Here is a 26,428-nt window from a genome sequence, read left to right as displayed (position 1 = left end):
TGCTTTCCTTGTCCGGTAGTCAGTCTTTGCTGCTTGTGGTGCTTGTGGTGCTTGTAGTGCTTGAAGTGCTTGTAGTGCTTGCAGTGCTGTGGGGCGATACCAAATTCAGTTGGCCAGCGCGCTGTCGTACAGCGCCTGTTCGCGGGCCTTGTGCTCGGCGCTGAAGCGGATGGCGATGGCGCAGACGGCGGCGATGGTGGCCAGCACGCCCAGCACCGTCAGCGTCTGCTGCACGTTGCCCAGGCCCTTGAGCATGAAGCCCGCGGCCACCGCGCCGACGTTGCCGCCGGCACCGATGATCCCGGCTACGCCGCCCAGCGCCTTGCGATCGATAAAGGGCACCAGGGCGTAGGTCGCGCCGCAGGCCATGTGGGTGAACAGGCCGAACATCAGCATCGCGACCACGGCCATGGCCACGTTGCCGGCCTGTGCGAACCACAGCAGGCCCAGGCCTTCGCCCAGGATCAGCACGAACAGCAGCGTGGTACGCGCATCCAGCCCGCGGCGGCGCGCCGCCTTGTCCGACAGCCAGCCGCCCAGTGCGCGGGCGAACAGCGCCAGCAGGCCAAAACTTGCCGCGGCCATGCCTGCGGCCTTCAGGCTCAGGCCGAACTGGTCGACGTAGTACATGGCGGCGATGTTGTGGATGAAGATTTCCACGCCGAAGCACGCGCCGTAGGTGATAAACAGCAGCCACACACGGTAGTTGGCGCTGGCGGCGCGGAAGCTGGCCCAGCCACCGCCCTTGCCGCCATCCTTGCCGCTGATAGCGATGCCTTGAGCGCGCAGGTCCGAGTAGTTGCCTTCCGGGCAATCCTGGGTGAAGCGGTAATAGACCACTGCCATCGCCAGCATCAGCACGCCCGGCACCAGCAGCGCGATGCGCCAGCCGAAGGCGTGATCCGCACCCATCATCAGCACGGCGGCCAGCAGCAGCGGCATGATGGCCTGCGCGGCGCCGCCGCCGGCGTTGCCCCAGCCGGCCGCGGCCGCGTTGGCGGTACCGACCACGTTGGGCGCAAACATCACCGAGGTGTGGTACTGCGTGATGACGAAGCTGGCGCCGACCGCGCCGATCAGCAGGCGGAACACCAGGAAGGTCTCGTAGTTCTGCGCCAGCGCCACGCCCAGCACGGGCAGCGCGCCCAGCGCCAGCAGGCCGGTATAGGTCTTGCGCGGGCCGAAGCGGTCGCACATCGGCCCGATCACCAGGCGCACCAGGATGGTCACGGCCACCGCCGCGATGTTGATGTTGGCGATCTGGCCCGGGGTCAGGCCGAACTCGCCCTTGAGCACCGGCATCAGCGGCGCGCAGGCAAACCACGCGAAGAAACAGACGAAGAACGCCATCCAGGTCAGGTGGAAGGCGCGCATCTGCGGGGTGCTCAAGCTCAGCAGCTCGATGCGGGTGGCTTTGCCGGTCATCGTCACTTGCTCCAAAAAAACAAATGGCGTCCCGCGAGCCGGCACATCGATGGTCTGATGAGCCAGTTCAGGGGACGCCGTTGTCCTGACAGCCGCTACATGGGATAGCCGCTGCGCTGTGTGGGATGGGCCGGTCGCCGTTGACGGGCCCGGACCACATTACGCAAGGGGTGTGCCAGAACGCGAAGTGACGGTGAATGGGGGTTTGGAGCGCGCAGTGGCGCCGGCGGCAAGCCCCGATGCGCTGTGCTGGGGCGGTTGGCGGACCGCCGGCACAGTCATGGTGCAGTGCGGTGTGCCGCGCCGGTGCGGCGCAGCAAGGGACGGCAGCGGGTTATTGCTTGCCTTCGGTGCGGCGTGGAGCAACGGGAACGACTTGCATGTCGCGCGGAGACACCAGCACATTGTCCTCGTCGACCAGCGCCGCGCGCACCAGCTTGCCGCTGGACTGCGAGCGGATCTGGACCGGGCCTTCGCCGCAGGACGTCATGTGCCTGTCGCCCCATTGCATCAGGCCGATCAACACCGGCAACAACTCGACGGCGGCGCGCGTGGGGCGGTACTCGAAGCGCTCGCGTTCGCCGGGCTCGCGGTAGCTGACCTTACGCAGCAGGCCGGCTTCGGTCAGCGTCTTGAGCCGTGCGGACAGCACGGCCGGAGAGCATTCGAGCCGCCGCAGGAACTCGTCGAAGCGCGTGACGCCGTGGAATACGTCCCGCAGGATAAGAATCGTCCACTTTTCACCGACCAGCGAAAGCGTGGCGGCGATCGAGCATTGGCGGAGGTCAGACGCGGTGGCGTTCATCATGCCGGAAGCTTAGCACGCTGACTTCATTTGCAAAAGTCAGGTTATTGCCTATACTCTGGCTACGAATAGTGTATTCAGGGGTATGGCATGACAGGCAGGAGCCGATCGACGACAGCGCACGCAGCCAGCGAACCACTGGCAGAAAGCTGGCCGGTGGGCCGGGGTGGGCAGGTGATGGTGCGCCGCACGCACGAGCAGGATCGCGGCGCGCTGCGCGCCATGATCGATGGACTGTCGCGTGAAAGCCGCTACTTCCGCTTCCTGACCGGTGGGCGGGTGGTCGACCAGGTCGTCGACGGGCTGGCCCGGCCCGCGCCGGGCAGCGTGGCGCTGGTGGTAGTCGCGCCCGACGCGCAAGGGACGCCGGCGATCGTCGCCAGCGCCGAATACGTCGTGACCGGCCGTGTCGCCGAATTTGCGGTGGTCGTCGCCGATGGCTGGCAAGGGCAGGGCCTGGGCCGGCGCCTGATCACGCGGCTGCGCGACCATGCCCGCGCGGCTGGCTTGCGCGCCATGCGCGGCGACGTGCTCAGCGAGAACCGCCGCATGCTGGCGATCCTGCGGGGCCTGGGCTTCAGCAGCCGGCGCAATCCGGAGGACAGCTTCCTGCACGAAGTCTCGATGACGCTGCGGGAGGAAGCGGGCAGCGGCCAGCGGCTGCCGGCGGACTGGTTCGGCGCGTACTGAGCGCTACGCCAGGCTCAGCCGGCATCGCGCTTGCCGCGCGAAGTCGCCGTGCAACCGACCGAAGCGGTGATGATGCTGGCAATCGCCAGCCACTGCAGCGGGCTCAGCTGTTCGTGCAGGAACACCAGCCCCGCCAGCGCGCCCATGGCCGGCTCCATGCTCAGCAGAATGCCGAAGGTGCGCCGGTGCAGGCGCTTGAGCGCCACCATTTCCAGCGAATACGGAATCGCACTGGACAGCACGCCCACCGCCAGCCCCGCCAGCAGCAGCGGCGGGCTGAGCAGCGCGCTGCCGGCGTGCGCCACCCCGAACGGCAGCACCACCAGCGCTGCCATGGTCAGTCCCAGCGAGGTAGCCTGGCCGCCGTGCGCGTTGCCGGCCTTCTGCCCGAACACGATATAGAGCGCCCAGCCCACGCCGGCGGCCAGCGCGTAGCCGATGCCGACCGGATCGAGCGTGCCGGCCGCCTCGCCAATCGGCAGCAACAGCAGCAGGCCCGTTACCGCGCACGCAATCCACAGGAAGTCGATGGCGCGCCGTGACGACAGCACCGCCACTGCCAGCGGCCCGGTGAACTCGATGGCAATCGCCAGCCCCAGCGGTACCGTGCGCAGCGACATGTAGAACAGCAGGTTGGTCGCGCCCAGCGCCGCGCCATACAGCGTGATCGCCAGCGCATTGGCGCGCGTCAGGGGGATGCGCCACGGCCGCCATACACCCAGCAGGATCAGGGCCGAGAAGCTGACGCGAAGCGCCGTGGTGCCTTGCGCGCCGAGCGCGTCGAACAGATGCTTGGCGAACGACGTGCCGACGCACAGCGAGGCCATCGAGCCGGTCAGGGCCAGGACAGCAATAAGGGTCGAGCTTTTTCCGGAGGTGGTGTGCGGCAATTGGAGTCCTGGGGGAACGCTCGCGTCTGGTGCGCGATGCAGCCGCATCATGCGGCAAGTTCCTCCGGGCCGCCATATACAGGTTTTGGTGCGCGGCGCTGTACAGTTGTTCCGGCCCGCCGCCCGCGCTCGATGGCTAAGCACCGCCTTGCGCGCGCAGTCGGGGGCAGCGCCCCGGCAACTCTGCCAATCTGCCGCCGTGCCGCTCAGCGTGGCGCTGCAGGTGCTGGAGCTGGTGCTGGTGCAGGTGCAGGTGCTGGTGCTGGTGCAGGTGCAGGGGCCGGTGCGGCTGCCGGTGCCTGCGCCTGCGCCGCACGTGGCGCTGCAGCTACCGGGACCGGTGCTTGCGCCGGGCGTGGCGCTGCCGCAGCCGGCGCCCGCGGCGCGGCCGGTGCCGCCGGTCCGGGTGGCGCAGGGCGGGCGCCATTGCCCCCGTTGTCCGTTACCTCCCGCCAGCCGCCGCCGAGCGCCTTGTACAGCGATACCCGGCTGGTCAGCCCCGCCAGCTTGTACGTGACCAGCGACTGTTGCGCGGCATAGAGCTGGCGCTGCGCATCGAAGACGCCGAAGTAGTCATCGACCCCGTTCTTGAAGCGCATCTCCGACAGCCGCCGCGTCTCGCTGCCTTCGCGCACCAGCGCTTCCTGCGCCTTGACCTGACGCTCGTAGGTCGCGCGCGCCGCCATGCTGTCGGCCACTTCGCGGAAGGCGGTCTGGATGGTCTTCTCGTAGTTGGCCACGTTGATGTCCTTGCGCACGTTGGCGGCATCCAGCCCGGCACGATTGCGTCCGCCATCAAAGATCGGCACCGTCAGCTGCGGCGCGAACAGCCAGGCCATGCCGCCGGAGAACAGCCCCGCCAGGCTGGTGCTGGCCACGCCCAGCGCGCCAGTCAGCGAGATGCGCGGGAAGAACGCCGCGCGTGCGGCGCCGATATTGGCGTTGGCGGCCTTGAGCTGGTGCTCGGCGTCGAGGATGTCGGGGCGCCGCGTCAGAAGGCTCGATGGCAGCCCCTCCGGGAACTCTTGCATCAGCGTGCGCGGCTCGAGCGGGTCTGCCGCCGCCCCCGCGGCCGGGTTGCCCCCCTCGGCGATCGACTTGGGCAACTGGGTGCCGACCAGCAGTGTCAGCGCGTTCTCGTCCTGCGCCACCTGCCGCGTGTACTGTTCCACGCCGACCTGCGCCGTCTGCACCTGGGTTTGCGCGCGATGCTGGTCCAGCTGCGCCATCGCGCCCGCCTGGCGCCCGCGCCGCACCATTTCGGCCGCTTCCTGCTGCGTCTTCAGCGTGTCCTGCGACAGCCGCAGCAGCTCGCGGTCGGCGCGCAGCGTCAGGTAGGCGTTGGCAACCTCCGCCACCAGCGCAATCTGCGCGCTGCGGCGCGCTTCCTCGGTGGCCAGGTATTGCTCCAGCGCCGCATGCTTGAGGCTGCGCACCCGGCCGAAGAAATCGAGTTCGAATGCGGTGAAGCCGATGCCGGCGTTGTAGGTGGTGATCTGCTGCGACTGGCCCGGCGCACGCACCCGCGACGGCAGGCGCTGCGACGCCATGCCGGCATTGGCCTCCACCGTCGGGAACTGCGCCGCGCGTTCGATCTGGTAGAGCGCGCGGGCTTCGTCGATGGAAAGCGTGGCTATGCGCAGGTCGCGGTTGTTCGCCAGCGCGAGTTCGATCAGCTGGCGCAACTGCGGGTCGACGAAGACATCGCGCCAGCCGAGATCGGCGGCGGAAGGCCCGGGCGGCTGTACCGCCTGAGCACGCTGGCCAGGCTGGCCGGCGGCGGCCTGCGGCGTGCGGTAGGCGGCGCCATCCGGAAACGCCGAAGGGATCGGCGCGTCGGGCCGCTGGTATTGCGGCTCCAGCGTGCAGGCTGCGAGCGCCAGTGACAGCGCCAACACCGAGGCGCGGGGCAGCAAGCGTTGTGCAGGGGAGGAGTGGCGGCTCAGGCTTCGCATGAAGGGTTTCCGGAGAGTCAGGGAAAGGCAGTCTTTGTTCAGCCCAGCAGCGCGCGCCGCATGAAGCGCGAGATCGCCAGCCGCGGCTGGCCCTGGCGGGCAATGTTGTGCGCGGGATCGCTGAACAGCAGGCGGATCAGGCTGTGACGCGCCGCCATGTCGGCATGCAGCGCGATGCCAAGCAACTGGTTATCGCGCCGTACCACGCGACATGGAATCCAGCCGGTCTGCGCCAGCCACAGCGCGCCTTCGGCGCCAGGGTGGAAGGCGGCGGCCAGCGGCGTCGTCACGGCCACGCCGTTGCAGGACAGGTCGTGCGTGGTGACGCGGTATTCGCGCCCGTCCACGCGCAGCAAGGCCGCGGCGCGATGCGGGAAACGCTCTTCCTTGCGCGGCCGCGGCAGCTCCACGCAGACCAGGAACGAAGCCAGATAGAGCATCAGCGCCACGCCCGTCCATATCGTATTGAAGGCCAGCCCCTGCGCATCGGCATCGACCACCAGCGCGCGCCCCAGTCCCAGCGCCGATAACGCCAGCAGGCTCGCGTACAGCGCCGCGAACTTGCCGTGGATCACCAGCTTCGAACGGTCCAGTCCCTTGTTGGTGACCTTGAACGGCCGCCCGAACGGCTTGAACATCGCGCTGACCAGCGACACTGTCACCGCCAGCGACGCGACGATCTGCGTGACTTCGGTAAAGATCGGCAGCGCGCGCTGGCCGGTGATCCAGATGCTGTAGGCCCAGTACGCCACCAGCGCGGGCAGGCCGTAGGCGAGGAATTGCAGCGGCTCGCCGTACAGCGTGGAGACGCCGAAATACCAGTACAGCAGCGGCCCCGCCAGCAGCATCAGCGTGAACGGCCGCGACATCCAGTGCAGCAGCCCGTGCACGTAGTGCAGCCGCTGCACCGCGGTGTAGCCGGGACCGCGCAGCGGCCCGTCGGCGGTCAGCGCCACCTGCACCGTGCCCAGCCCCCAGCGGCTGCGCTGGCTGATGTACTCGGGCAGCCCTTCGGCGGACAGTCCCACGCTGAGCCGCTCGTTGAGCCAGCGCGTGATATAGCCGTGCCGCAGCAGCCGGTAGGTGAGGTGGATGTCTTCGGTCACGGTGCCGGTCGGGAAGCCGCCGATGTGTTCGATCAGGTCGCGCCTCACCACGAACGAGGTGCCGATGCAGAACGCGGTGCCCCACGCGTCCTTGGCCGGCTGCATCACGTCGAAGAACGCGCGCTGCTCGTCGACCCAGCACTCGGTGGCGCGCAGGTTGTACTGGATCGGGTCAGCGTTGTAGTAGAACTGGGGGGTCTGCACCACGCCCACGCGCGGGTTGTCGAACAGGCCCACGGTGCGCAGCAGGATGTTGCGGTGGGGCGCGAAGTCGGCGTCGAGCACCAGGATGTACGGCGCGCCGCCGGCATCGGCGCTGTGGCGCAGGCCGTTGTTGAGATTGCCGGCCTTGGCGTGCGCATTGTCCGGGCGGGTCACGTAGTAAGCGCCGACGCGGCCGCAGAATTCACGCAGCCAGTCGCGGCGCGTGTCGTCGAGCACCCAGACGCGAAAATCGGGATAGTCGATCGCCAGCGCCGAAACGATGGTCTTTTCCAGGATGTCCAGTCCTTCGTTGTAGGTGGCGATGAAGATGTCCACGCGCGGCACGTGTGCGGCGCGGCGCAGCGCGGATTCGCCGGCGTCGGCCGCGGGCGAGTGGTTGCTGTTGCGGCTGAGCACCACGATCGACAGCAGCGTGTAGGCCAGCGTCATGCACTCGAAGGCGAAGAACACATGCGCCCATGCGCTGGCGAAGGTCGGCTGCCATGGGGGCAGCGTCTCGCGCACGCGCCAGGTCACGTAGACCATCAGCAGCAGGAAGGTGATGCCGCCGAACAGCATGCGGTCAGCCGGCCGCTCCTGGCGGCACAGCAGCGTCAGCAGCACCATCGCCAGCAACACGCCGCCGTTGATGGCCAGCAGCGACTGGTTCTCGAGAAAGAGGGTGAACATCGTCAGTCCTTGCCGGGGGCGTTGGTGTTGGTGGCGTTGGTGGTGCCGGTATTGGCCGCGGCGATGGCAGGCGGCGGGCACGACGGGTCCAGGCAGCCGCCGGGGCGGAACGGATTCCAGCGCGCTGCCGCGAGCACGGCCCACGCGGTGGCGCCAAGATGCGGCAGGTGGAAGTAGTGGAAGTCTTCGGTGGTCGACGTGGGCCCGATCGACAGCCCCGTGCTGATGCGCGCATCGGGCGTGGCGTAGAGCATGCCCGAGGGAGCGCGCTGCGACAGCAGCAGCGGCCACAACGGCTGCGCCTGTTGCGCGCGGCCAGCGGCCTGCAGCACCAGCGCGGCCTGGCCGGTGCCTTCGGTCCAGATGCCGTCCGGGCTGGCCTTGAAGCCGTAACCCGCGCCGGCGCGATGGCGTGCATCGACCCAGCCCAGCGCGCGGTACCAGTCCCGCGGCGTATCGGGCAGGGCGATCAGCGGCCACAGCACGGCATCGAGTGCGGACGGGCCGGCATTGAGGCCGCGGCCGTCGTCCTTGGTGCCGATCACGAAGCGGCCCTCGCGCGGCTGCCACATGGCATTGACAAAGCCGCGCGACAGCGCCGCGCCGTCGCGCCAGCGCGGGTCGTTGCGCAGGCTGGCGAGCCAGCTGAAGGCGGCATAGGTATCGACGTTGTGCTCGGTCGATTTCCAGCCCTGGCGGATCTGCCTGGGCTCGTGGCCGAAGAAACCGCCGGTATAGGCCGCGGGCGCACCGGTATCGGGCACGCTCGCGTGGACCCAGCCCATCAGCGCAGCGGCGCCGTCCAGGTAGCGTGCGTCGCGCGTGGCTTCGTGCACGGCGAGCAGCAGCAGGGCGGCCCAGGCGACGTTGCCGGTGGCGGTGCCGGCCTGGTAGGCGTCCTCGAACCAGCGCTTGCTGGGCTCGTCCCACCAGCCGGGCAACGGTGCCGGCCCTGCGGGCAGCGGGCCGGCGCGATAGGCGTTGCGCAGCCGTGCGTCGCGATAGTGGCGGTCCTGCCGGCTCGCCTGCAGCACGGCGTCGGCGATGCGGCGCGCTTCGGCGGGACGCTTGCACGCCACCAGCGCGATGCCGGCCAGCGCGTTGTCGTAGACGAAGGCGGCGTTGCGCAGCGCCGGCACCAGCGGCTCGCCGCCCGGCGCGGGCTCATAGCTGGCGAGGAAGACCGGGCCGTTGCCGGCTTCACGGCCGACACGCTCGGCCAGTACCTTGCAGCCTTCGGCCAGCAGGGTTTGCTGCGACGCCTGCGCATGCGCGGCGGCCGGGGCGAGTGCGAGCGCTGCCGGCAGCAACAGTGCAGCGGCTAGCCGGCGCATGCGCGGTGGAGGCAACGGTCGTCGGATCATGCTCGTCTCCGTGGTGTCCGTTCAGGCCCGTTCAGGTCGGTGGCTCAAGTCAGCGATGCCCGCAGCTGACCCAGCCAGCTTTGATCAAGCGTCACGCGTGCCCAGCGGCCCATGCCGCAGTGGCCCGAGGTCGCCGGTGCGGTACCGCCCGCGCTGGCCGTGGTCGCCGATGCGGACGCATTCGGCTTGTCCGGCAGCTTGCCCAGCGGCCGGTCGAGCTTGGCGATGACGTAGATCTCGTTCTTCTCGATCGGCGGGAACGGCACGAAGTAGCGCGCCTGGTCGCCGTCGGGCGCGCGCGGCAGGACCTCCGCCACCGATGCCGGCAGCGCCGCCGGCAGTCCGTCGACATGCACGTTCAGGCGCGCCCCCGGCAACAGGTTGTCGCTGAGGCTGCGCGGGAATACCGCCACCACGCGCGTCTGCGCGCAGTTGCTGGCGCGTGCCAGCGTGGCGCCCGCTGCCACGCGCATGCCGGGTTGCGCGATCAGGTCTTCGATGGTGCCGGCCTCGGTCGAGCGGATCTCAAGGTTGGACAGCCGGTCGATGCGCTGCTGCTCGGTGGCGAGCAGCTCGTCGACTGACTTGCCGTACGCCTCGAGTTGCTCCAGTTCGGCGGTCAGCTGCGCGGATTCGGCGCTCAGCGCCTGGCGCCGCTGCGACAGAGAAGCGCTGGGGCCGTCCGCCGACGAGGCATAGACCTTGTTGCGCGACGCTTCGCTTTCGCCGACGGCGCTGTCCAGTTCGGCTTTCACCGCGGCCTTGGCGTTGGTAAGCATCGACAACTGGTAGCGCGATGCATTGGTGTAGGCCTCGCTCACCGCGCCTGCCCACTGCATGTTCTGGTTGCGGTTGACGACCTCCTGCTGCTGGTCCTCCTGCGCGGTGGCCGACGCCAGCCGCGCCTGCAGCGCACGCACGCGCGTCGCATGCTCGCGCTGCGCGGCGCTGTTGTAGCGCTGCAGGTCCTGCTCGGTGGCGCCCATCAGCCGGCGGTTCGATTCCAGCCGCGCCCGCGCGGAATCGTAGCGCTGCTGCGTATCGAGCTTCTTGCCGGTCAGCTCGACCAGCAGCGAGCGGTCGATGTTCGGGTTCTGCACCACCATCAGCGGCTGGTTGGCGGTGAAGCTCTGGCCCGCTGCCACCTTCTGCTGCATGACGATGCCTTCGACCGGCGAGGTCACCAGGCTGACGGGACTATTGATCACGGCACGCTCCGACGAACGCGTAAACACATTCGGAAACATAATCGTCAGCACCGCCCACACAATGAACAGCACCACGCCATAGCCGGCCATGCGCGGCACGATATGCCACAGCGGTATGGCGACCGGCTGCTGGCGCTGGACCACCCCGTCACCGTGCGGCTGGCGCTGCGATGCGGGGGCCAGCGTGTTGCGCGGCGGGTGTGTGGAAGGCGGAGGTGGGTTGTTGCGCTGGTCGGCCATGGTCGTTGTTCTCCGGCAAGCAAGTCAAAAGCGTCCCTTCCGGCTGCACGCAACGCATGCCGGACGAGCAAATTCGCAGGCAAGCGCGTGGCGTCGCGCAAGAGCTGTCGCGCGATGCCCGGGCCTGCTAGTCCCCAATTCAGCTTGTTGTCTGCAGCACGCGCGCTGAGGCAGTCAGCCGCTGCGGCGCACTTTGCATCGGACCTCGGTCCGGTCCGTGGATTTGCCCGGTCTGTTTCGGGCAGCGTTGAACAATGGCCGATCGCTGCTGCGAGCAGCAAGGCGATGGCCACGAGGTGGCAGCCTGTTGACGCTAAGATTCATGCACTCAGGCCGCCGCGCGTGAGTTAAGGCTAGTCAGTTGCCCCTTGGCTTGCTGTAAGAATGTGTAAGGGGAGGTCCTAGTCCTGCTTAATACGGCCTTCATAATGGCAGTTGCGACAGCAAGACGCGACGGGCGCGCGCAGGGGCCGGGAACGTTGTCTGGCGCGGGCTGCAGACTTTCGGACAGGCGCTGACTAAGCGCTGGCTTACCGTTGCGGGTGATCATCCGCAGCAAGCGGCGGCGCGACTTGTTCCAGCGGACGCCGTTCGGCATCGATGCCATAACGCAACGCCAACAGGCCAGCGATGGTGACGAGTGCCGCACCGAGGCCATAGCCCGCTGCCACCGCCTCGCGGCTGCCGCTCTCGATCAACGCACCCAGCAACAATGGCGCGATAAAGCCACCGGTGCCCGTGCCGAGGGCGTAGAACACCGAGATCGCGAGGGCACGCATTTCCAGCGGGAACACTTCGCTGGCGGTGAGATAGGCGGAACTCGCTGCCGCCGAAGCCAGGAAGAACACGGCCGACCAGCACAACGCCTGCGCGCGCGCATCGAGCCAGCCTTCGACAAAGGCCCAGCCGGTCAGCGCCAGCCCGATGCCGGCAAGCACATAGGTCGCGGCAATCATGCGCCGGCGTCCGATATGGTCGAACAGGGGGCCCAGCAGGAAGGGCCCGGCGGCATTGCCCAGCGCGAACGGGAAGATGTAGAGCGCCACACTCGCTTCCGGCACGTGGTAGAAGCGCGTCAGCACCAGCGCATAGGTAAAGAAGATGGCGTTGTAGAAGAACGCCTGCGCCACCATCAGCGCCAGCGTGATCGTGCTGCGCTGGCGATAGCGCCGCAGCAGCAGGCGCAAGACCTCGCCCACGCCGGGGGCAGCGCGCCGGCGCATCGCGACCGCGGCGCAATCGGAAGCAACCGGCGGCAGCGGCCCATGGCTCGCGCGCACCTCGGCTTCGATGGTGGCGACCACGCGCTCGGCTTCCTCCAGACGTCCGTGCGTGGCCAGCCAGCGCGGACTCTCGGGCACGTGCCGGCGCACCAGCACGATCGCCACTGCCAGCAGCGCGCCCAGCGCAAAGCAGGCGCGCCAGCCCCATACCGGCCCAAGCACGCGCGCATCGAGCAGCAGCAGGCTCAGGCCCGCGCCCAATGCCGCGCCGAGCCAGAAGCTGCCGTTGATCGCCAGGTTGACGCGCCCGCGCACGCGCGCGGGGATCAGTTCGTCGATGGCGGAATTGATTGCCGCGTATTCGCCGCCTATGCCCAGCCCGGTCAGGAAGCGGCAAGCGGCAAAGAAGGCAAAGCCCGGCGCGAACGCGGTGGCCAGCGTCGCAAGCATATAGACCGCCAGCGTGGTCAGGAACAGCCGCTTGCGCCCGAGCCGGTCGGCCATGCGGCCGAAGACCAGCGCGCCGATGACCGCGCCGAGGATGTAGAGCGAGCCGGTCCAGCCGACCTGCGTCGCGCTCAGCCCCAGCGTGTCCGGACGCTCCAGCACGGCGCCGACCGAACCCACCAGCGTGACTTCGAGCCCGTCGAGCACCCAGGCAATGCCCAGCGCCATGGTGACGCGCCAGTGCCAGCGCGACCAAGGCAAGCGGTCCAGCCGCCCGGGGATGTCGGTGCGGAATGCGGTATCGAGCGGAAGGGTGGCGAGCGCGCTATCGGCTGGCGTTGCGTTCGGCATTGCCAACCAGTATAGGCGCCGCGGCGCCCCCCCGGCTTCAGCGGTACAGCACCGTGGGCAGCCAGAGGCCGATGCCGGGGAAGACGTACAGCATTGCCAGCGCGATCAGCTGGATGCCCATGAATGGCAGCATGCCGAGGAAGATCTGGTTCAGCGTCACGTGCGGCGGCGCCACGCCCTTCAGGTAGAACGCGGCCATTGCCACCGGCGGCGACAGGAACGCGGTCTGCAGGTTCAGCGCCACCAGCAGGCCGAAGAACAGCGGATCGATGCCGAAGTTATCCAGCAGCGGGATGAAGATCGGCATGAAGATGATGATGATCTCGGTCCATTCCAGCGGCCACCCGAGCAGGAAGATGATGATCTGGGCCAGGATCATGAACTGCACCGGCGACAGGTTCAGCGACAGCACCCATTGCTCGACCAGCGCCTGCCCCCCCAGCAGCGCGAACGCCGCCGAGAAGATCGACGAGCCCACGAACAGCCAGCACACCATGGCGCTGGTCTTGGCCGTCAGAAGTACCGATTCCTTGACCACGCGGAAATTGAGCTGGCGATAGGCGGCTGCCAGCAACGCGCCGCCCAGCGATCCCACCGCGGCCGCTTCTGTCGGCGTGGCCAGCCCGAAAACGATCGAGCCCAGCACCGCCAGGATCAGCAGCGCCAGCGGGAAGAACGACGACAGCAGCATCTTGAAGATCTCCAGCCGGGCAAAGCTGAAGCGCCAGTAGAAATAGACCATCAGCACCACGACCACACCTAGCGTGACCCAGAACCAGCGCGGCGCGGGTGATGCCGCGGCCGCTGCGGGCGCCGGCTGTACATCCTGCGGCGCGGAAGCCGCGGCGGCGGTCGTATCCGCCGCCGGTGCCGGCACGGTCCCCGGTGGGATCGGAGTTTCCTCCGGGGGCGCCTGCAGCTCATCGAGCGGCGCGCTGCTTTCCTCGGCACCGCCCAAGGCCAGCGGCGCTTCGGCGGCGACGCTGGCGGCGGGCGCGGTGATGGCCTCGTACAACGTGCCCATGATCACTGCCACGGCCAGCGCGGGCAGCAAGACGATGCCCAATTGGCGCGCGAACGCCGCGGTGGATACGTCTGCATTGCGCGGGCCCTTGAGTGCGCGCAGCATGCCGGCGCCGAAGGCGGGCAGTGCGCGCACCGCGCCGCCAGCCTGCAGCGTGCCGGCCAGTGCCGGCAGCGGCACCGCACGTTCGTCTTCGGGCAGCGGCGGCGCCATTTGCGGCCTGAGCTTGGCGATGAGCAGGATGTACAGGATGTAGAGGCCGGTCAGCATCAGCCCCGGGAAGAACGCGCCGGCATAGAGCTGCACCACCGAGACGCCCGCCGTGGCGCCATACACGATCAGCAGCACCGACGGCGGGATCAGGATGCCCAGGCATCCGCCGGCAGTGACCGCGCCGGCCGACAGCACCGTGCTGTAGCCGGCGCGCAGCATCGCGGGAAATGCCAGCAGGCCCATCAGCGTGACCACCGCGCCGACAATGCCGGTGGCGGTCGCGAAGATCGCGCACGTCACCAGCGTGGCCACCGCCAGCGAGCCGGGAATCCAGGCCAGCGCCAGGTGCAGGCTGCGGAAGAGCTTCTCGATCAGGTTGGAGCGCTCGACCAGGTAGCCCATGAAGACAAAGAGCGGGATCGAGATCAGCACGTCATTGGTCATGACGGCATAGGCCCGCTGCACCATCAGGTCCAGCGTCTGCTGCACCGCGATCTCGGGGTTGGCGTGGCGATAGGCCAGCCATGAGAACAGCACGCCCATGCCCATCAGCGTGAACGCGGTGGGAAAGCCCAGCATGATCGCCACCACGATCAGCGCCAGCATCAGCAGGCCGAGATGCCCGTTGGTCCAGTCGCCGGGCGCGGGCATGAACCAGATCACGGCGCCGACAATCAGCGCCATCAGCGTCACGCCGAACCAGAGTTCCTTTCTCATCGCGCGGCGTCCTCGCGGTGGGGTGGCGGGGGCGTGTCAACCAGCTCGGCGGTCGGCGTGCCTTGCACCATTTCCTTAAGCTTGTCGACGTCCACTTCCTCGACATCGCCTTCGCGCGGCGGCCATTGCCCGCGCCGCAGGCACAGGATGCAGCGGATAGTCTCGGCCACTCCCTGCAACAGCAACAGCGCGCCGGCAATCGGGATGACTGCCTTGAACGGGTAGATCGGCGGGCCGTCGGCGGCGATCGATGAGTGTTCGTTCTGCGCCAGCGAGACCTCGAAGAAGTCGATGCCGGCCCAGGCCAGCGCGATCACACCGGGAAAGAAGAAGGCCAGGTACAGCACCAGGTCGATCGCCGCCTGCATGCGCGGCGACAGGAAGCCATACAGGATATCGCCGCGCACGTGCCCGCGCTTGGCCAGCGTGTAGGCGCCGGCCAGCATGAACAGTGTGCCGTACATCATGTTGCTGGCATCGAACACCCACGCGTGCGGAGCGCCGAGCGCGTAGCGCGAGAACACCTCGTAGCTGATCATCAGCGTAAGCGCGATGATCAGCCACGAGCCGGCCTGGCCGACGAAGGTGCTGACCCGGTCGATGCCGAACAGCAGGCGTTGCACGATGGTGCCCCGGCGCCGCTCAGCTGCGCTTGGAGAAGTAGTGGCTTGTCGCCAGCCGGAAGTCGACGTTGGTGTCGTTCTGCCAGCGGGTGGCGCGTTGCGCGAAGGCCTTCATCGAGTCGTTGACCTTCTTGAACATCGGGTTTTCCTTTTCCTTGCGCGCCACGATCTCGTCCCAGACCTTGAGCTGTGCCTGCAGCACCGAGTTGGGCGTGGCGTAGAACTTCACGCCTTGCGCCTGCAGCGCCTGGTAGTCCTTGGAATAGCGGTCGATCGCCTTCATCGACATATCCGCCGAGGCCGCTTCCACCGCGTTGGCGATCAGCGCCTTCATCTTGGCGGGCAGCGCGTCATAGCGCTTCCTGTTGAACAGGATTTCGAACTGCTCCGAGGCCTGGTGGAAGCTGCGCAGCATGCAGACCTTGGACACGTCCTGGAAGCCCAGCGCGCGGTCCGAGCTGGCATTGTTGAATTCGGCGGCGTCGAGCAGGCCGCGGTCCATGGCCGGCACGATCTCGGCGCCGGGCAGCGCGTTCACGGCGGCGCCCAGCCCGGTGAAGATATCGATCGACAGACCGACCGTGCGGAACTTCAGTCCCTTGAAATCCTCCGGCTTGGTGATGGGCTTCTTGAACCAGCCCAGCGGCTGCGTCGGCATCGGCCCGTACAGGAACGAGACCACGTCGAGGTTCAGGCTGCGGTAGATCTCTTCCTGCAGCTGCTTGCCGCCGCCGTACTTGTGCCAGGCCAGCAGCATGTTCGGATCCATGCCCCAGGCGGGGCCGGAGCCCCACAGCGCCAGGGCGGAGTTCTTGCCGTACCAGTACGCGATCACGCCGTGGCCGCCGTCGAGGGTGCCCTTGCTGACGGCATCGATCAGGTCGAACGCCTTGACCACCGCGCCGGCGGGCAGCAGTTCGATCTTCAGGTCGCCGCCCGACATATTGTTCACCTTGGCGACGAAATCGCCGGCAAACTCGTGGAAGATGTCCTTGGTCGGCCATGTGCTCTGCCAGCGCATGGTGATCGGGCCCTGTGCCTTGACGACCGCGGGGAATCCCATTGCCGCAGCGCCGGCAGCTGCCCCGGCGGCGCCGCCGAGAAAGCCGCGCCGCGAGACGCCACCCCCGCCGCCAGTCTCCGCAGCAGCCTGCTTCGCCTGGGTTTTCCTCGTCCTGGATGCCATGATTGCCTCCATGTGTGGGTGGATGACCGCGAGCGCCGGCCATGGGCCGAGGCAGCTCGCCACTGCATTGAACACCGGAAAAGTCGGGAAAATCGGGAAAGCGCTGGACCAGGAGGCCGCGCTCGCGCTGCGCAGGGTGGCCCTTGATTCCCTTCATGGTAGGAAATGGACAGAGAACCACAATGTAGGGATTACCCGGGCGGTGAGGGCTGGCTCACTTTGGCGTTGCAGCGCGGACGCCGATGCGGCATTGCCGCAAGATTCAGGCGCGCGCAATCCCTATCGTGAACTCCCCCTCGAGCGCGCCGCCGGCTTCCCCGGGCTGGTTCACGCGCACAGTGCTGGGTCTGCTGCCGGCAATCGGATCCCCTGTGGTTGGGCGCGTCGGCACGCCATGCGCGCGGTAGGCAGGGTGGCTGCCTAGCACCTGGCGGCTGAGCGCATCGTCGAAATACAGCTGGCTGGTCAGGACTTCCGCGTGCGCCAGCAGCACCTTGAAGTGGATATGGATGGCGCGCGACGGATACCAGCCGGGATAGATCGTGGTGAACGTCGCCACGCCGTCGGCGCCGGTGGGCTGCACGCCGCGCAGGTAGCGGGTTTGGCGATTGGTGGCGCTTTCGCCGCTGTAGCTGCCACTGGCGTCGCAGTGCCACACGCTGACCAGCGCGCCCTGGACGGGCGCGCAGCCGCGCCGTGCCTCGACCACGCGCAGCCGCAGCCGCAGCGGCTGGCCGGGGCGGCCGTCGCGGATGTCGGCGCGCAGCAGCGCGTCGTCAAGGTAAAAGGGTCCTTCGGTTGCCTCGGGGGTGAGCAGGCACGCTGCCGGCGCCTGCGCTCCTGCGGTGCCGGCGCCGACGAGCGCGAGCAGGCCCGCAAGTTCTTGCAGGAAGCGGCGGCGCGCGGTGTCGGAATGGGCCGTCCCGGCAATACCGGCGGCAGGGCGCACGTCCATGTGGGTCAGCCGGTTGGGTGATGGGCGGGACGCCTCAGCGTCCCATGGCTTTCAGCATCGAGTAGCCGTGGCTGGTGATGCGCGGTTCCTGCCGGCAACCGTGCAGGACTTCCAGCTGGACCAATTGTTTTTCGACCAGGGCCTTCAGGTCGGTGGGATCTATCTGGCGGGAATCGCTCGAATCGAGGGAGTCGGGGCCGTCACTCAATAGCAATAGCGTGGCAAATTCATGCGGGCTCAGCACGTTCATCTCCTTGGCTAGAGGGGGCGTTTGCTGGGAGTCTGCAGGGCGCACGCGGCGCCCGCGCGAAGAAGCGCGCCATGGAGACCCTGGCACGTGCGGCCGTGCGTGCTGCGTTGCGGCACGAATGCTGCAGCGCGGTGCCCGGTGGCATGTCCGGTCTCAAGCGGCTAGCTTGTTTGACGGCACCGGTGGCGCACGGTTCCTTGCCAGTACTTGCCGTTACAAGTTGCCTCGCGGGCACCGGTGTCGGAGCCATTATCGGCCAGCGACGATGACAGTGTGATGGCCATGCCGGTGGCGTGGGCTTGGCCAGTGGCACACGCGGCCAGCCATTCGCTTTGGCACTGGATCCCATTCAGAACCTTAACTTCCGGCGCGCGGTGCCGGCGTGACAGAATGCGCGGCCAGGCCGCTCCTGCTGCGCGACCATGGCCGCTATCTTCTCCTTCTCATTTCGCACGGAGTTCCTTGCATGCTGGCCGCGCGCCTGCTCCTCTGCCTTGCCTTTGTCATTGCCATGCTGACCCACGTTTCCTCCGCGGCCGGCGCTTTGCCGGCCACCGAACTCCATGCCGCCGCTGCCAGCGGCGACGCCGCACGCGTGCGCGCGCTGCTTGCCAGCGGCGCTACCATCGACGCCCGCGACGCGCAGGGACGTACCGCGCTGCTGGTCGCCACGCATCACAACCAGGTGCAGGCGGCAAAGGCGTTGATCGAGGCCGGCGCCGACGTCAATGCCAAGGATGCGATCCAGGACAGCCCCTACCTCTACGCCGGCGCGCGCGGCCACAACGAGATCCTGCGCATGGCGCTGGCCCACGGCGCAGACCTGCGCAGCACCAACCGCTACGGCGGCACCGCGCTGATTCCCGCCGCCGAGCGCGGGCATGTCGAGACCGTGCGCATGCTGATCGCGGCGGGCGTGGACGTCGACCATGTCAACCGGCTGAAATGGACGGCGCTGCTCGAGGCCATCATCCTCGGCAACGGCGGCGCCGCGCATACCGAGATCGTACGCCTGCTGGTGCAGGCGCGCGCCAATGTGAATCTCGCCGACGGCGAGGGCGTCACCCCGCTGCAGCATGCGCGCCAGCGCGGCCATGCGCAGATCGAGCGCATTCTCAGCGCCGCTGGCGCGCGCTGAGGCGCCGGCGCTTCGGGCCATCCACGCGACGCGCTGTTGGCCCGTTCAGGGCGAGTCGTCTCCACCGTGCCTCATATATACTGTCAGTGTGCATACAAAATGGTGAAGGCGATGTCTCCGAGAGCAAAGCGCAGCGCAACGAGTGAAAACGGCAGTACGGCAACTGCGGTGCCGGAAGCGGATCCGGCCAAGGAGTTGCTCTGGGCACGTCCCGGGTTTCTTGTGCGGCGGCTTCATCAGATCCACGTGGCGATGTTCTTCGAGGAGTGCAAGGCGCCCAATATCACGCCGGTGCAGTACGCCATCCTGACCGTGTTGTCGGTGCTGCCCGGACTGGACCAGACTTCGCTTGGACAGGAAGTGGGACTGGACCGGACCACGACGATGGACGTGGTACGCCGGCTGGAGGACCGCGGCCTGGTCGAGCGCCGCGAGAACCCCGCGGACCGGCGCACGCGCCATGTCCACCTGACGCGCGAAGGCAAGAGCGTGGTCACGTCGCTGCGCGCCGACATGGCGCGCGCGCAGGAACGCATGCTGGCTCCATTGAAGCCGGCGCAGCGGGAGGTGTTCATGGAATTGCTGGCGACGCTGGTGGAAGCCAACAACCAGTACAGCCGCACGGTGCTGCGGAGCATGTAATGAAGTAAGCAACAACGGCGGGCGTCGGTTTGCTCCCCTCTCCCGCTTGCGGGAGAGGGGAGACCACCATCGCCGGTTTGACCTGTCAGCTGCCTCAGACCGGATAGACCAGGTCGTTCGCAATGATGGTGGTGTCGTAAACCACCTGGCGCTCGCGCAGCAGCAGCCTGCCGCCCTGGCGGCGGAAGCGGTCGTGATAGGTGCCAGCGAGATGGATCGTGGTGGGCCCCTCCACCAGCGTCTGCAACAGCATGAAGTTGGCCTGCGCCACGATGTCGCCGTCGGCGGTTTCATCGCTGACCCGCGTATTGGTCACCAGGTGCAGGTTGTAGCGCGGCGCGAACATCTGCGTATTGGCGATCGCCGCGGCGCGGTCGCGCATCATGCCGATGCCTTCGGCATAGACCAGCCCGACCGGCAGGTTGCGTTCGGCGTTCTCGCGCGCGGTGATGCGGTAAAGCGCATCGTCGGTGAAGAAGCCCGGCCAGCGCTCGACCACGCCGGCGTCCAGTGCCGCGCAATAGTCCGCGTGGAAGGCATCGATCTCCAGCCGCAGTTCGATCGCGCGCGCGGTGCCGAGGGTGCTCTCGCGATAGAGGGAGTAGTTCATTGGTTTCATATGCTTTTGGATTCCCGTCAGGCCGCCCTCAGAACCCCATCACGCCGCGGTAGTACTGGTACATCGCGCGGATCGCGGATTCGGAGATCAGGGAACTGGACGTGCCGACCTGCTGCGCGTCAAGCTTGAGCACGTTGAGGTCGCTGCTGGAGCGGCGCACGCCTTCCTGCACGAACTTCATCGCCTCGTTGTCCTCCAGACCGAGGAAGCCGGCGGGGCCCATCAGGTTGCCCTGGCGCAGCCGGTGCTGCGTCATTTCGTCGGTATCGTCCTCGTAGCCGAACATGGTCCACAGCATCAGCATGCTGTCGGGGCCATTGGGAACGATCTGGCGCACGCCCAGCGTGTTCATCTCGCGCTGCACGATCAGGTTCGGCCAGATCGTCTGCATCGTTACCGACCACGGCGAGTCGAACTCGCGCACGTACTCCAGGAAGCGCTCGTCCTCCAGGCGCATGCCTTCGTGGTACGAGCGCATCTCCTTCTTGTTCTCGTCGCTGACGGCCGCGTACTTGTCTTCCTTCTTGGCCGATGCCATGGTGCCGTGGCGGCCGTGCACGGGGTCGGCGATCATTGCAGACTCGTTGCCCGCCACCAGCAGGCCGAACACCACCAGGAAGGAGTGCAGCAGCGTGGCGTGGTAAGGGTCCTTCAGGTTCTCGTGGTACATCTTCCAGTTGCACGGCAGTTCGTTCTTGTAGTAGCCGAGCACCTTGAGCGGCTTGCCGTTGAAGACCACGTCGAAATCCTTCAGGATCTCTGGCGTCATGTAGTCTTCCAGGCTTTCCATGTCAGCTGCGTAGGAGGCAAAGATCACGCCGTTGCGCGTTGCCACGTGCAGCTTCACCAGCCCATGGTCTTCGTTGCGGAAGTCCCGGGGCATGCCCCCGGCGCGGTTGACGCCGCGCTTGAACGGAACGCCCTGCAGGTTGCCCTTGAGGTCATAGGACCACTGGTGGTAAGGGCAGACGAATTCCTTGGTGTTGCCCTGGCTGTGCCGGCAGAACTCCGCGCCGCGGTGCGCGCACCGGTTCTCTAAGACATGGATCGAGCCGTCCTCGGCGCGCGACACGACCACCGGCGTCGCGCCGACATACGAGCGCTTGAAGTCGCCGGCGTTCGGGATCTCGGCTTCGAGCGCGACATAGTTCCATGAGCGGCCGCGGAAGATCTTCTGCAGCTCCAGGTCATGGACGGCCTGGCTGGTGTAGACCCAGTCCGGGATGTAGTGCAGTCCGTCCTCGGGCCAGCGGCATTCATCCAGTCCCGGGTTCTTCTTGCCCAGCGTGTGCTGGATCACCGCTTGTGTCTGGTACATGTGGGAGTCCTCTCAGAGTGTGATGGAGCTGTCTGCTTCCGCCTGCCGTTCGCGGACGACCTGCCGCAGCGGCAATGTGTCGTCGCACAGGCGTGCCAGATGCGCCGAGACGTCGTGTCCGACCAGTGTGCGCAGCTGGCGCAGGTCGCCGCCGGCATTCACGGCAATGGCATGGCGCAGGCGGCCGTGGCGGGTGCCGAGCAGCATGAACTTCGGGGCGGCGGCATCGTGGGCCGCGATACCGCGCCAGGCATAGCGGATATCCGGATGCGCGGCGCCGAGCATCTGCACGTTGCATCCGAACTGGTCGGTCCAGAACCACGGTAGCGCCGCGGGCTCCGCCGCCACGCCCAGCATCGCCGCCGCCGCGATGCGCGCCTGTTCATTGGCGCTTTGCCAGGACTCGAGCCGCATCTCGGCGCCGAACAGCGGCTGGTACTGGCTGCAGCAGTCGCCAGCGGCATAGATTGACGGCGCGCTGGTGCGGCACTGTTCGTCGACCTGGATGCCGCCATTCTGCGGATGCAGCGCCAGGCCAGCGCCGGCGGCGAGCGCCACTTCCGGTATCAGGCCAATCGCGACCACCACCAGCGGAGCGGGCAGCGCGGAGCCGTCGTCGAACCGCATTTGCACGCCATCGCCCTGGACATCGCAGTGAGCGATGCCGCAACCAAGACGCAGGGTCACGGCTTGCGCCCGCACCCGATCCGCCAGCCATGCGCCAAGCTCCGGCGGAAGCGCGCGACCCAGCAGGCGGTCCGCGCTCTCGACCAGCGTGACCTTCAGGCCCATGCCTGCAGCGGTCGAAGCGGTCTCCAGGCCAAGGAAACCGCCGCCGATCACCACCAACTCGCCAACGCGCTGCATGGCGTCGCGCAGGCGCGCCGCGTCGTCCAGCGAGCGCAGGTAATGCACATGGGGCGTGCCGGGCGGCAGCGCGGGCAGCGCGCGGGCATTGCCGCCGGTGGCGAGCAGGCAGGCGCCATAGCCGATGGCGCTGCCGTCGGCCAGGTGCGCGACTTGCCGCGCGGCATCGAGCGCGGTGACGCAGGTGCCGAGCCGCATCTCGATGCCCTGGTCGGCATAGAAGCTGGCGGGGTGTACGCCGATCTTGCCGTCCTGTCCGGCGTCGGCGAGCACGGACTTGGACAGCGGCGGGCGCTCGTACGGCGCGTGCCGTTCGCCGCCTGCCATGACGATGCGGCCGCCATAGCCAAGGCCGCGCAGCGCGGCGGCGGCCATGGCCCCGGCCTGGCCGGCGCCGACGATCAGGATGGTCGTGTGCTGTGTCATGACCGGCTCCGTTACAGCTCGACCCACACCCGGCTGTCTTCGATCTTGACCGGGTAGGTGCGGATATCGCCGGTGGCGGGCGCGCACATCGCCTTGCCGGTGCGGATGTCGAAGCGGGCCTGGTGCAGCGGGCATTCGATGCAGCCGTCTTCCAGGTAGCCGTCCGACAGCAGCGCGTACTGGTGCGTGCAGACGTTGTCGGTGACAAAGTACGCGTCATCGCTGCGATAGACGGCAAGCTGGCGATCGCCCAGCGTCAGCGGCATCACCTCGTCGTTCTGCAGCGTGTCGGCCGCATCGATGTGAATCCATGCCATGGTCATCTCCGTAAATCTAATTTGTCAGTATGCTGAATATATGAGATCAGTGTACTGATGTTTTGGGCGTGAAATATCCTCGTTAACCCTGGCTGGTGCGTGCCGTCCCTGGCGTAGCCGCGGCATTGTGCTGCAGCGTCGGACGTGCCTGCGACCGCGCCAGGATCTCGCCCATGATGCCGCGGCGGAATGTCAGCACACAGACCACAAAGATCAGCCCTGTCACCATGCTCACCGACTCGCCCAACGTATCGAACCAGCCGATCCCGGTCATCGCCGCCAGCGCGTTGCCCGCATCCCCCAGCTTGTTCTCCAGCGCGACGATGACCAGCGCGCCGACCAGCGGGCCGGACAGGGTGCCCATGCCGCCGACCAGGGTCATCAGGATCACGGAGCCCGACATCATCCAGTGGACATCGGTCAGCGTGGCGAAGCCCAGCACCAGCGTCTTGAGCGCCCCCGCCAGCCCCGCCAGCGCCGAGGACAGCACGAACGCCAGCAGCTTGGACCGGTCCGCGTCATAGCCCAGCGAGACCGCGCGCGGCTCGTTCTCCTTGATCGCCCGCAGGATCTGCCCGAAGGGCGAGTTGACGATGCGCATGATCCCGAGGAAGGCAGCCACGGTGATCGCCAGCACGACGTAGTACATGGTGTGGTCGGACGCCAGCGGCAACACGCCGAACAGCTCGCCGCGCGGCACCGCCTGCATGCCGTCTTCGCCGCCGGTGACCGGTGCCTGCAGGCAGAAGAAGTAGAACATCTGCGCCAGCGCCAGCGTGATCATGGCGAAGTAGATGCCCTGGCGGCGGATCGCCAGCGCGCCGAACACGAGCCCCAGCAGGGCGCCGAAGGCGGTGCCGCCCAGCAGCGCCAGTTCCGGCGTGAGCTGCAGCGACTTCATCGCGTAGCCGCAGGCGTAGGCCGCGCCGCCGAAGAAGGCGGCATGGCCGAACGACACCAGCCCGGTATAGCCCAGCAGCAGGTTGAAGGCGCAGGCGAACAGCGCGAAGCACAGCAGCTTCATCACCAGCACCGGGTAGGCGCCCAGCCCGGGCGCGAGCAGCAGTGCTGCCAGCACCAGTCCGTACGCGAGCAGCGGCCGCGTTGCGTAAGTGGGGCTTGCCATCATTTCTCCTTTCCAAACAAACCGGCCGGCCGCACCAGCAGCACGCAGACCATGGCGACGAAGACAACGGTCGCGGAAGCTTCGGGGTAGTAGACCTTGGTAATGCCTTCGAACACACCCAGCCCCAGGCCGGTAAAGATCGAGCCGAGGATCGAGCCCATGCCGCCGATCACCACCACCGCGAACACCGTGATGATCAGGTTCTGCCCCATCAGCGGCGACACCTGCATCACCGGGGCGGCGAGCACGCCGGCGAGCGCCGCCAGGCCCACGCCGAAGGCATAGGTCAGCGTCACCAGCAGCGGCACGTTGACGCCAAAGGCCTCGACCATGCGCGGATTCTCGGTGCCGGCGCGCAGGTACGCGCCCAGCCGGGTCTTCTCGATCATGTACCAGGTGGCAAAGCACACTGCCAGCGAAGCCACCACGACCCAGGCACGGTAGTTGGGCAGCACCATGAAACCGAGCTGGCTGACACCGGTCAGCGCTTGCGGCGTAGGGTAGGGCAGGCCGGAAACTCCGTAGACCGAGCGCAGCAAGCCTTCGATCAGCAGGCAGATGCCTAGCGTCAGCAGCAGCCCATACAGGTGGTCGAAGCGGTACAGGTGGCGCAGCATGGTGCGCTCCAGCACCACGCCGAGCGCGCCGGCCACCAGCGGCGCCAGCAGCAGCATCACCCAGTAGTTGATGCCGAGGTAGTTCAGTCCCATCCAGGCCAGCACAGCGCCGAGCATGAACAACGCGCCATGCGCGAAGTTGATGACGTTGAGCAGGCCGAAGATCACTGCCAGCCCCAGGCTCAGGATCGCGTAGAACGATCCGTTGACCAGCCCCAGCAGCAGCTGGCTCAGCAGCGCGGGCAGGGGCACTCCAAACAATTCCATGACAAGGTCTCCTTACACGCCCAGCAGGGCATTGAGCGCGGGCATCTTCCGTTCCAGTTCTCCGGCACCGAAGGCCTCGACGATGCGGCCGTGCTCCATCACGAAGAAGCGGTCCGCCAGAGGTGCCGCAAAGCGGAAGTTCTGCTCCACCATGACGATGGTGTAGCCGCGGCGGCGCAGCGTGGCGATCATCTTCGCCAGCTTCTGCACGATCACCGGCGCCAGCCCTTCGGAGATCTCGTCGAGCAGCAGTACGCTGGCGCCGGTGCGCAGGATGCGCGCCACCGCCAGCATCTGCTGCTCGCCGCCCGACATGCGCGTGCCCTGGCTCTTGCGCCGCTCATGCAGGTTGGGGAACATTTCGTAGATCTCTGCAACGGACATGGGCTCGCGCAGCCCCGTCGCGCCCGGCCCTGCCTCGAAAGCCGGCGGCAGCATCAGGTTCTCTTCGCACGACAGGCTGGCGAAGATGGCGCGCTCCTCCGGGCAATACCCCAGCCCCAGCGGCGCGATGCGGTGCGTCTTCATGCCGATAGTTTCCTTGCCGAATACGCGTACCGACCCCTTGCGCGTGCCGGCCAGGCCCATGATGGCGCGCAGCGTGGTGGTGCGTCCCGCGCCGTTGCGGCCCAGCAGCGTCACCACTTCGCCCGGCTGGACCGACAGGTCGACGCCGTGCAGGATGTGCGATTCGCCATACCAGGCATGCAGGCCCCGCAGTTCCAGGGCTGGGGTGGCGGTTGCGGTCATGCGGCCTCCTGCTGGTCTTCCGTGGTTCCCATATAGGCTTCCTTCACCTGCGGATTGCGCGAGATCTCGTCATACGTGCCCTCGGCCAGCACGGCGCCGCGCTGCAGCACCGTGATGCGATCGACGATCGACGACACCACGCTCATGTTGTGCTCCACCATCAGCACGGTCCGTCCCGCCGACACGCGCTTGATCAGCGCGGTCACCGTCTCGACGTCCTCATGGCCCATGCCCTGCGTGGGCTCGTCCAGCAGCATCAGCTCGGGATCGGTGGCAAGCGTGGTGGCCAGCTCCAGCGCGCGCTTGCGGCCATAGGCCAGTTCGGCCGTGCCCAGGTGCGCGAAGCCGGCCAGGCCCACGTCGTCCAGCAGCTCCATGGCGCGCGCATCCAGCTGCGACAGCGAGCGCCTGCCGCGCCAGAAATGCCACGACGTGCCCAGCTTGCGCTGCAGCGCGATGCGCACGTTCTCCAGCACGGTCAGCTGCGGGAACACCGCGGAAATCTGGAACGAACGGATCACGCCCATGCGGGCGATCTGCGCCGGGCGCAGCGCGGTGATGTCGGCACCGTTGAAATGGATGGAGCCCGACGAGGGAGCGTGGAACTTGGTCAGCAGGTTGAAGCAGGTGGTCTTCCCGGCGCCATTGGGCCCGATCAGCGCATGGATCGAGCCCCGCCGCACCGACAGGCTGACATCGCTGACGGCGGTAAAGCCCTTGAACGCCTTGGTCAGCCCCTGCGTGCGCAGGATCACGTCTTGCTCAGGCATTGGCG

At 67.5% G+C, this 26,428-nt stretch carries 24 protein-coding genes; 3 read left to right on the top strand and 21 right to left on the bottom strand.

What is annotated here, in order from left to right; genetic code table 11:
• Positions 1-105 precede the first annotated feature (105 nt).
• Together E1J61_RS17970 and E1J61_RS17965 are read right to left on the bottom strand one after the other, a co-directional pair.
• On the bottom strand, positions 106-1,425 hold the full coding sequence (locus E1J61_RS17970) for a NarK family nitrate/nitrite MFS transporter (RefSeq protein ID WP_133095381.1): 1,320 nt from the start codon (positions 1,423-1,425) through the stop codon (positions 106-108).
• Between the two features lie 334 nt (positions 1,426-1,759).
• On the bottom strand, positions 1,760-2,230 hold the full coding sequence (locus E1J61_RS17965; protein WP_133095410.1) for a helix-turn-helix domain-containing protein: 471 nt from the start codon (positions 2,228-2,230) through the stop codon (positions 1,760-1,762).
• Positions 2,231-2,320: 90 nt separating this feature from the next.
• On the opposite strand from E1J61_RS17965, the gene E1J61_RS17960 reads away from it, so the two are divergent.
• Positions 2,321-2,920 carry a GNAT family N-acetyltransferase gene (locus E1J61_RS17960; RefSeq protein WP_133095380.1) on the top strand — a complete coding sequence of 200 codons (600 nt, stop codon included), beginning with the start codon at positions 2,321-2,323 and terminating at the stop codon, positions 2,918-2,920.
• 14 nt (positions 2,921-2,934) lie between these two features.
• Here E1J61_RS17960 and E1J61_RS17955 read toward each other — a convergent pair whose 3' ends face one another.
• From E1J61_RS17955 to E1J61_RS17905, 11 genes are all read right to left on the bottom strand, one after another.
• Positions 2,935-3,747, bottom strand: coding sequence for an EamA family transporter (locus tag E1J61_RS17955; RefSeq protein ID WP_371704354.1), 813 nt, complete (start codon positions 3,745-3,747; stop codon positions 2,935-2,937).
• Between the two features lie 269 nt (positions 3,748-4,016).
• The gene (locus E1J61_RS17950; protein ID WP_133095378.1) at positions 4,017-5,765 is read right to left on the bottom strand and encodes an efflux transporter outer membrane subunit; all 1,749 of its coding nucleotides are present in this window, start codon (positions 5,763-5,765) and stop codon (positions 4,017-4,019) included.
• Between the two features lie 38 nt (positions 5,766-5,803).
• Positions 5,804-7,765 (bottom strand): glycosyltransferase family 2 protein, encoded by a 1,962-nt coding sequence (locus tag E1J61_RS17945; protein WP_133095377.1) that lies wholly within the window; start codon positions 7,763-7,765, stop codon positions 5,804-5,806.
• A gap of 2 nt (positions 7,766-7,767) precedes the next feature.
• Positions 7,768-9,129: a hypothetical protein gene (locus E1J61_RS17940; protein ID WP_243736908.1), complete on the bottom strand. Its 1,362-nt coding sequence runs from the start codon at positions 9,127-9,129 to the stop codon at positions 7,768-7,770.
• Between the two features lie 44 nt (positions 9,130-9,173).
• Positions 9,174-10,577: an HlyD family secretion protein gene (locus E1J61_RS17935; protein WP_133095376.1), complete on the bottom strand. Its 1,404-nt coding sequence runs from the start codon at positions 10,575-10,577 to the stop codon at positions 9,174-9,176.
• Positions 10,578-11,107: 530 nt separating this feature from the next.
• Positions 11,108-12,598, bottom strand: a complete 1,491-nt coding sequence (locus E1J61_RS17930; RefSeq protein WP_133095375.1) for an MFS transporter — start codon at positions 12,596-12,598, stop codon at positions 11,108-11,110.
• A 37-nt stretch (positions 12,599-12,635) separates the two neighbouring features.
• On the bottom strand, positions 12,636-14,552 hold the full coding sequence (locus E1J61_RS17925; RefSeq protein WP_133095374.1) for a TRAP transporter large permease subunit: 1,917 nt from the start codon (positions 14,550-14,552) through the stop codon (positions 12,636-12,638).
• Positions 14,549-15,175, bottom strand: coding sequence for a TRAP transporter small permease subunit (locus E1J61_RS17920; protein ID WP_133095373.1), 627 nt, complete (start codon positions 15,173-15,175; stop codon positions 14,549-14,551). The genes E1J61_RS17925 and E1J61_RS17920 overlap by 4 nt, the downstream gene beginning before the upstream one ends.
• A 19-nt stretch (positions 15,176-15,194) precedes the next feature.
• Positions 15,195-16,238 (bottom strand): TRAP transporter substrate-binding protein, encoded by a 1,044-nt coding sequence (locus E1J61_RS17915; RefSeq protein ID WP_133095408.1) that lies wholly within the window; start codon positions 16,236-16,238, stop codon positions 15,195-15,197.
• 385 nt (positions 16,239-16,623) lie between these two features.
• A complete protein-coding gene (locus E1J61_RS17910; RefSeq protein ID WP_133095372.1) occupies positions 16,624-17,316 on the bottom strand; it encodes an intradiol ring-cleavage dioxygenase in 693 nt (230 codons plus the stop codon).
• Positions 17,317-17,350: 34 nt separating this feature from the next.
• Positions 17,351-17,560 carry a hypothetical protein gene (locus tag E1J61_RS17905; RefSeq protein WP_133095371.1) on the bottom strand — a complete coding sequence of 70 codons (210 nt, stop codon included), beginning with the start codon at positions 17,558-17,560 and terminating at the stop codon, positions 17,351-17,353.
• Positions 17,561-18,032: 472 nt separating this feature from the next.
• Here E1J61_RS17905 and E1J61_RS17900 point away from each other — a divergent pair, with 472 nt between their 5' ends.
• Entirely contained in the window at positions 18,033-18,704 is a 672-nt protein-coding gene (locus E1J61_RS17900; protein WP_133095370.1) for an ankyrin repeat domain-containing protein, read from the top strand.
• A 111-nt stretch (positions 18,705-18,815) separates the two neighbouring features.
• Entirely contained in the window at positions 18,816-19,346 is a 531-nt protein-coding gene (locus E1J61_RS17895) for a MarR family winged helix-turn-helix transcriptional regulator (RefSeq protein WP_133095369.1), read from the top strand.
• A 94-nt stretch (positions 19,347-19,440) separates the two neighbouring features.
• On the opposite strand, the gene E1J61_RS17890 is transcribed toward E1J61_RS17895, so the two are convergent.
• The 8 genes from E1J61_RS17890 to E1J61_RS17855 all read right to left on the bottom strand — a co-directional run bounded on the left by E1J61_RS17890 (position 19,441) and on the right by E1J61_RS17855 (position 26,423).
• On the bottom strand, positions 19,441-19,956 hold the full coding sequence (locus E1J61_RS17890) for a nuclear transport factor 2 family protein (protein WP_207951223.1): 516 nt from the start codon (positions 19,954-19,956) through the stop codon (positions 19,441-19,443).
• A 37-nt stretch (positions 19,957-19,993) separates the two neighbouring features.
• Positions 19,994-21,283, bottom strand: coding sequence for an aromatic ring-hydroxylating dioxygenase subunit alpha (locus E1J61_RS17885; protein ID WP_133095367.1), 1,290 nt, complete (start codon positions 21,281-21,283; stop codon positions 19,994-19,996).
• A 12-nt stretch (positions 21,284-21,295) separates the two neighbouring features.
• Positions 21,296-22,576, bottom strand: coding sequence for an NAD(P)/FAD-dependent oxidoreductase (locus E1J61_RS17880; protein WP_133095366.1), 1,281 nt, complete (start codon positions 22,574-22,576; stop codon positions 21,296-21,298).
• An 11-nt stretch (positions 22,577-22,587) separates the two neighbouring features.
• Positions 22,588-22,893: a non-heme iron oxygenase ferredoxin subunit gene (locus E1J61_RS17875; RefSeq protein ID WP_133095365.1), complete on the bottom strand. Its 306-nt coding sequence runs from the start codon at positions 22,891-22,893 to the stop codon at positions 22,588-22,590.
• Positions 22,894-22,975: 82 nt separating this feature from the next.
• Positions 22,976-24,022 carry a branched-chain amino acid ABC transporter permease gene (locus E1J61_RS17870; RefSeq protein ID WP_243736907.1) on the bottom strand — a complete coding sequence of 349 codons (1,047 nt, stop codon included), beginning with the start codon at positions 24,020-24,022 and terminating at the stop codon, positions 22,976-22,978.
• The gene (locus E1J61_RS17865; protein ID WP_133095364.1) at positions 24,019-24,903 is read right to left on the bottom strand and encodes a branched-chain amino acid ABC transporter permease; all 885 of its coding nucleotides are present in this window, start codon (positions 24,901-24,903) and stop codon (positions 24,019-24,021) included. Before E1J61_RS17865 ends, E1J61_RS17870 begins: the two co-directional genes overlap by 4 nt.
• Before the next feature lie 12 nt (positions 24,904-24,915).
• On the bottom strand, positions 24,916-25,653 hold the full coding sequence (locus tag E1J61_RS17860; RefSeq protein ID WP_133095363.1) for an ABC transporter ATP-binding protein: 738 nt from the start codon (positions 25,651-25,653) through the stop codon (positions 24,916-24,918).
• On the bottom strand, positions 25,650-26,423 hold the full coding sequence (locus E1J61_RS17855; protein WP_133095362.1) for an ABC transporter ATP-binding protein: 774 nt from the start codon (positions 26,421-26,423) through the stop codon (positions 25,650-25,652). The genes E1J61_RS17860 and E1J61_RS17855 overlap by 4 nt, the downstream gene beginning before the upstream one ends.
• Positions 26,424-26,428: the final 5 nt, after the last annotated feature.

The sequence above is a fragment of the Cupriavidus sp. L7L genome, from assembly GCF_004353535.1.
Lineage (GTDB): Bacteria > Pseudomonadota > Gammaproteobacteria > Burkholderiales > Burkholderiaceae > Cupriavidus > Cupriavidus oxalaticus_A.
The sequence above is the reverse complement of the archived record's forward strand: the minus strand, read 5'-3'. Positions and strand labels throughout refer to the sequence as shown.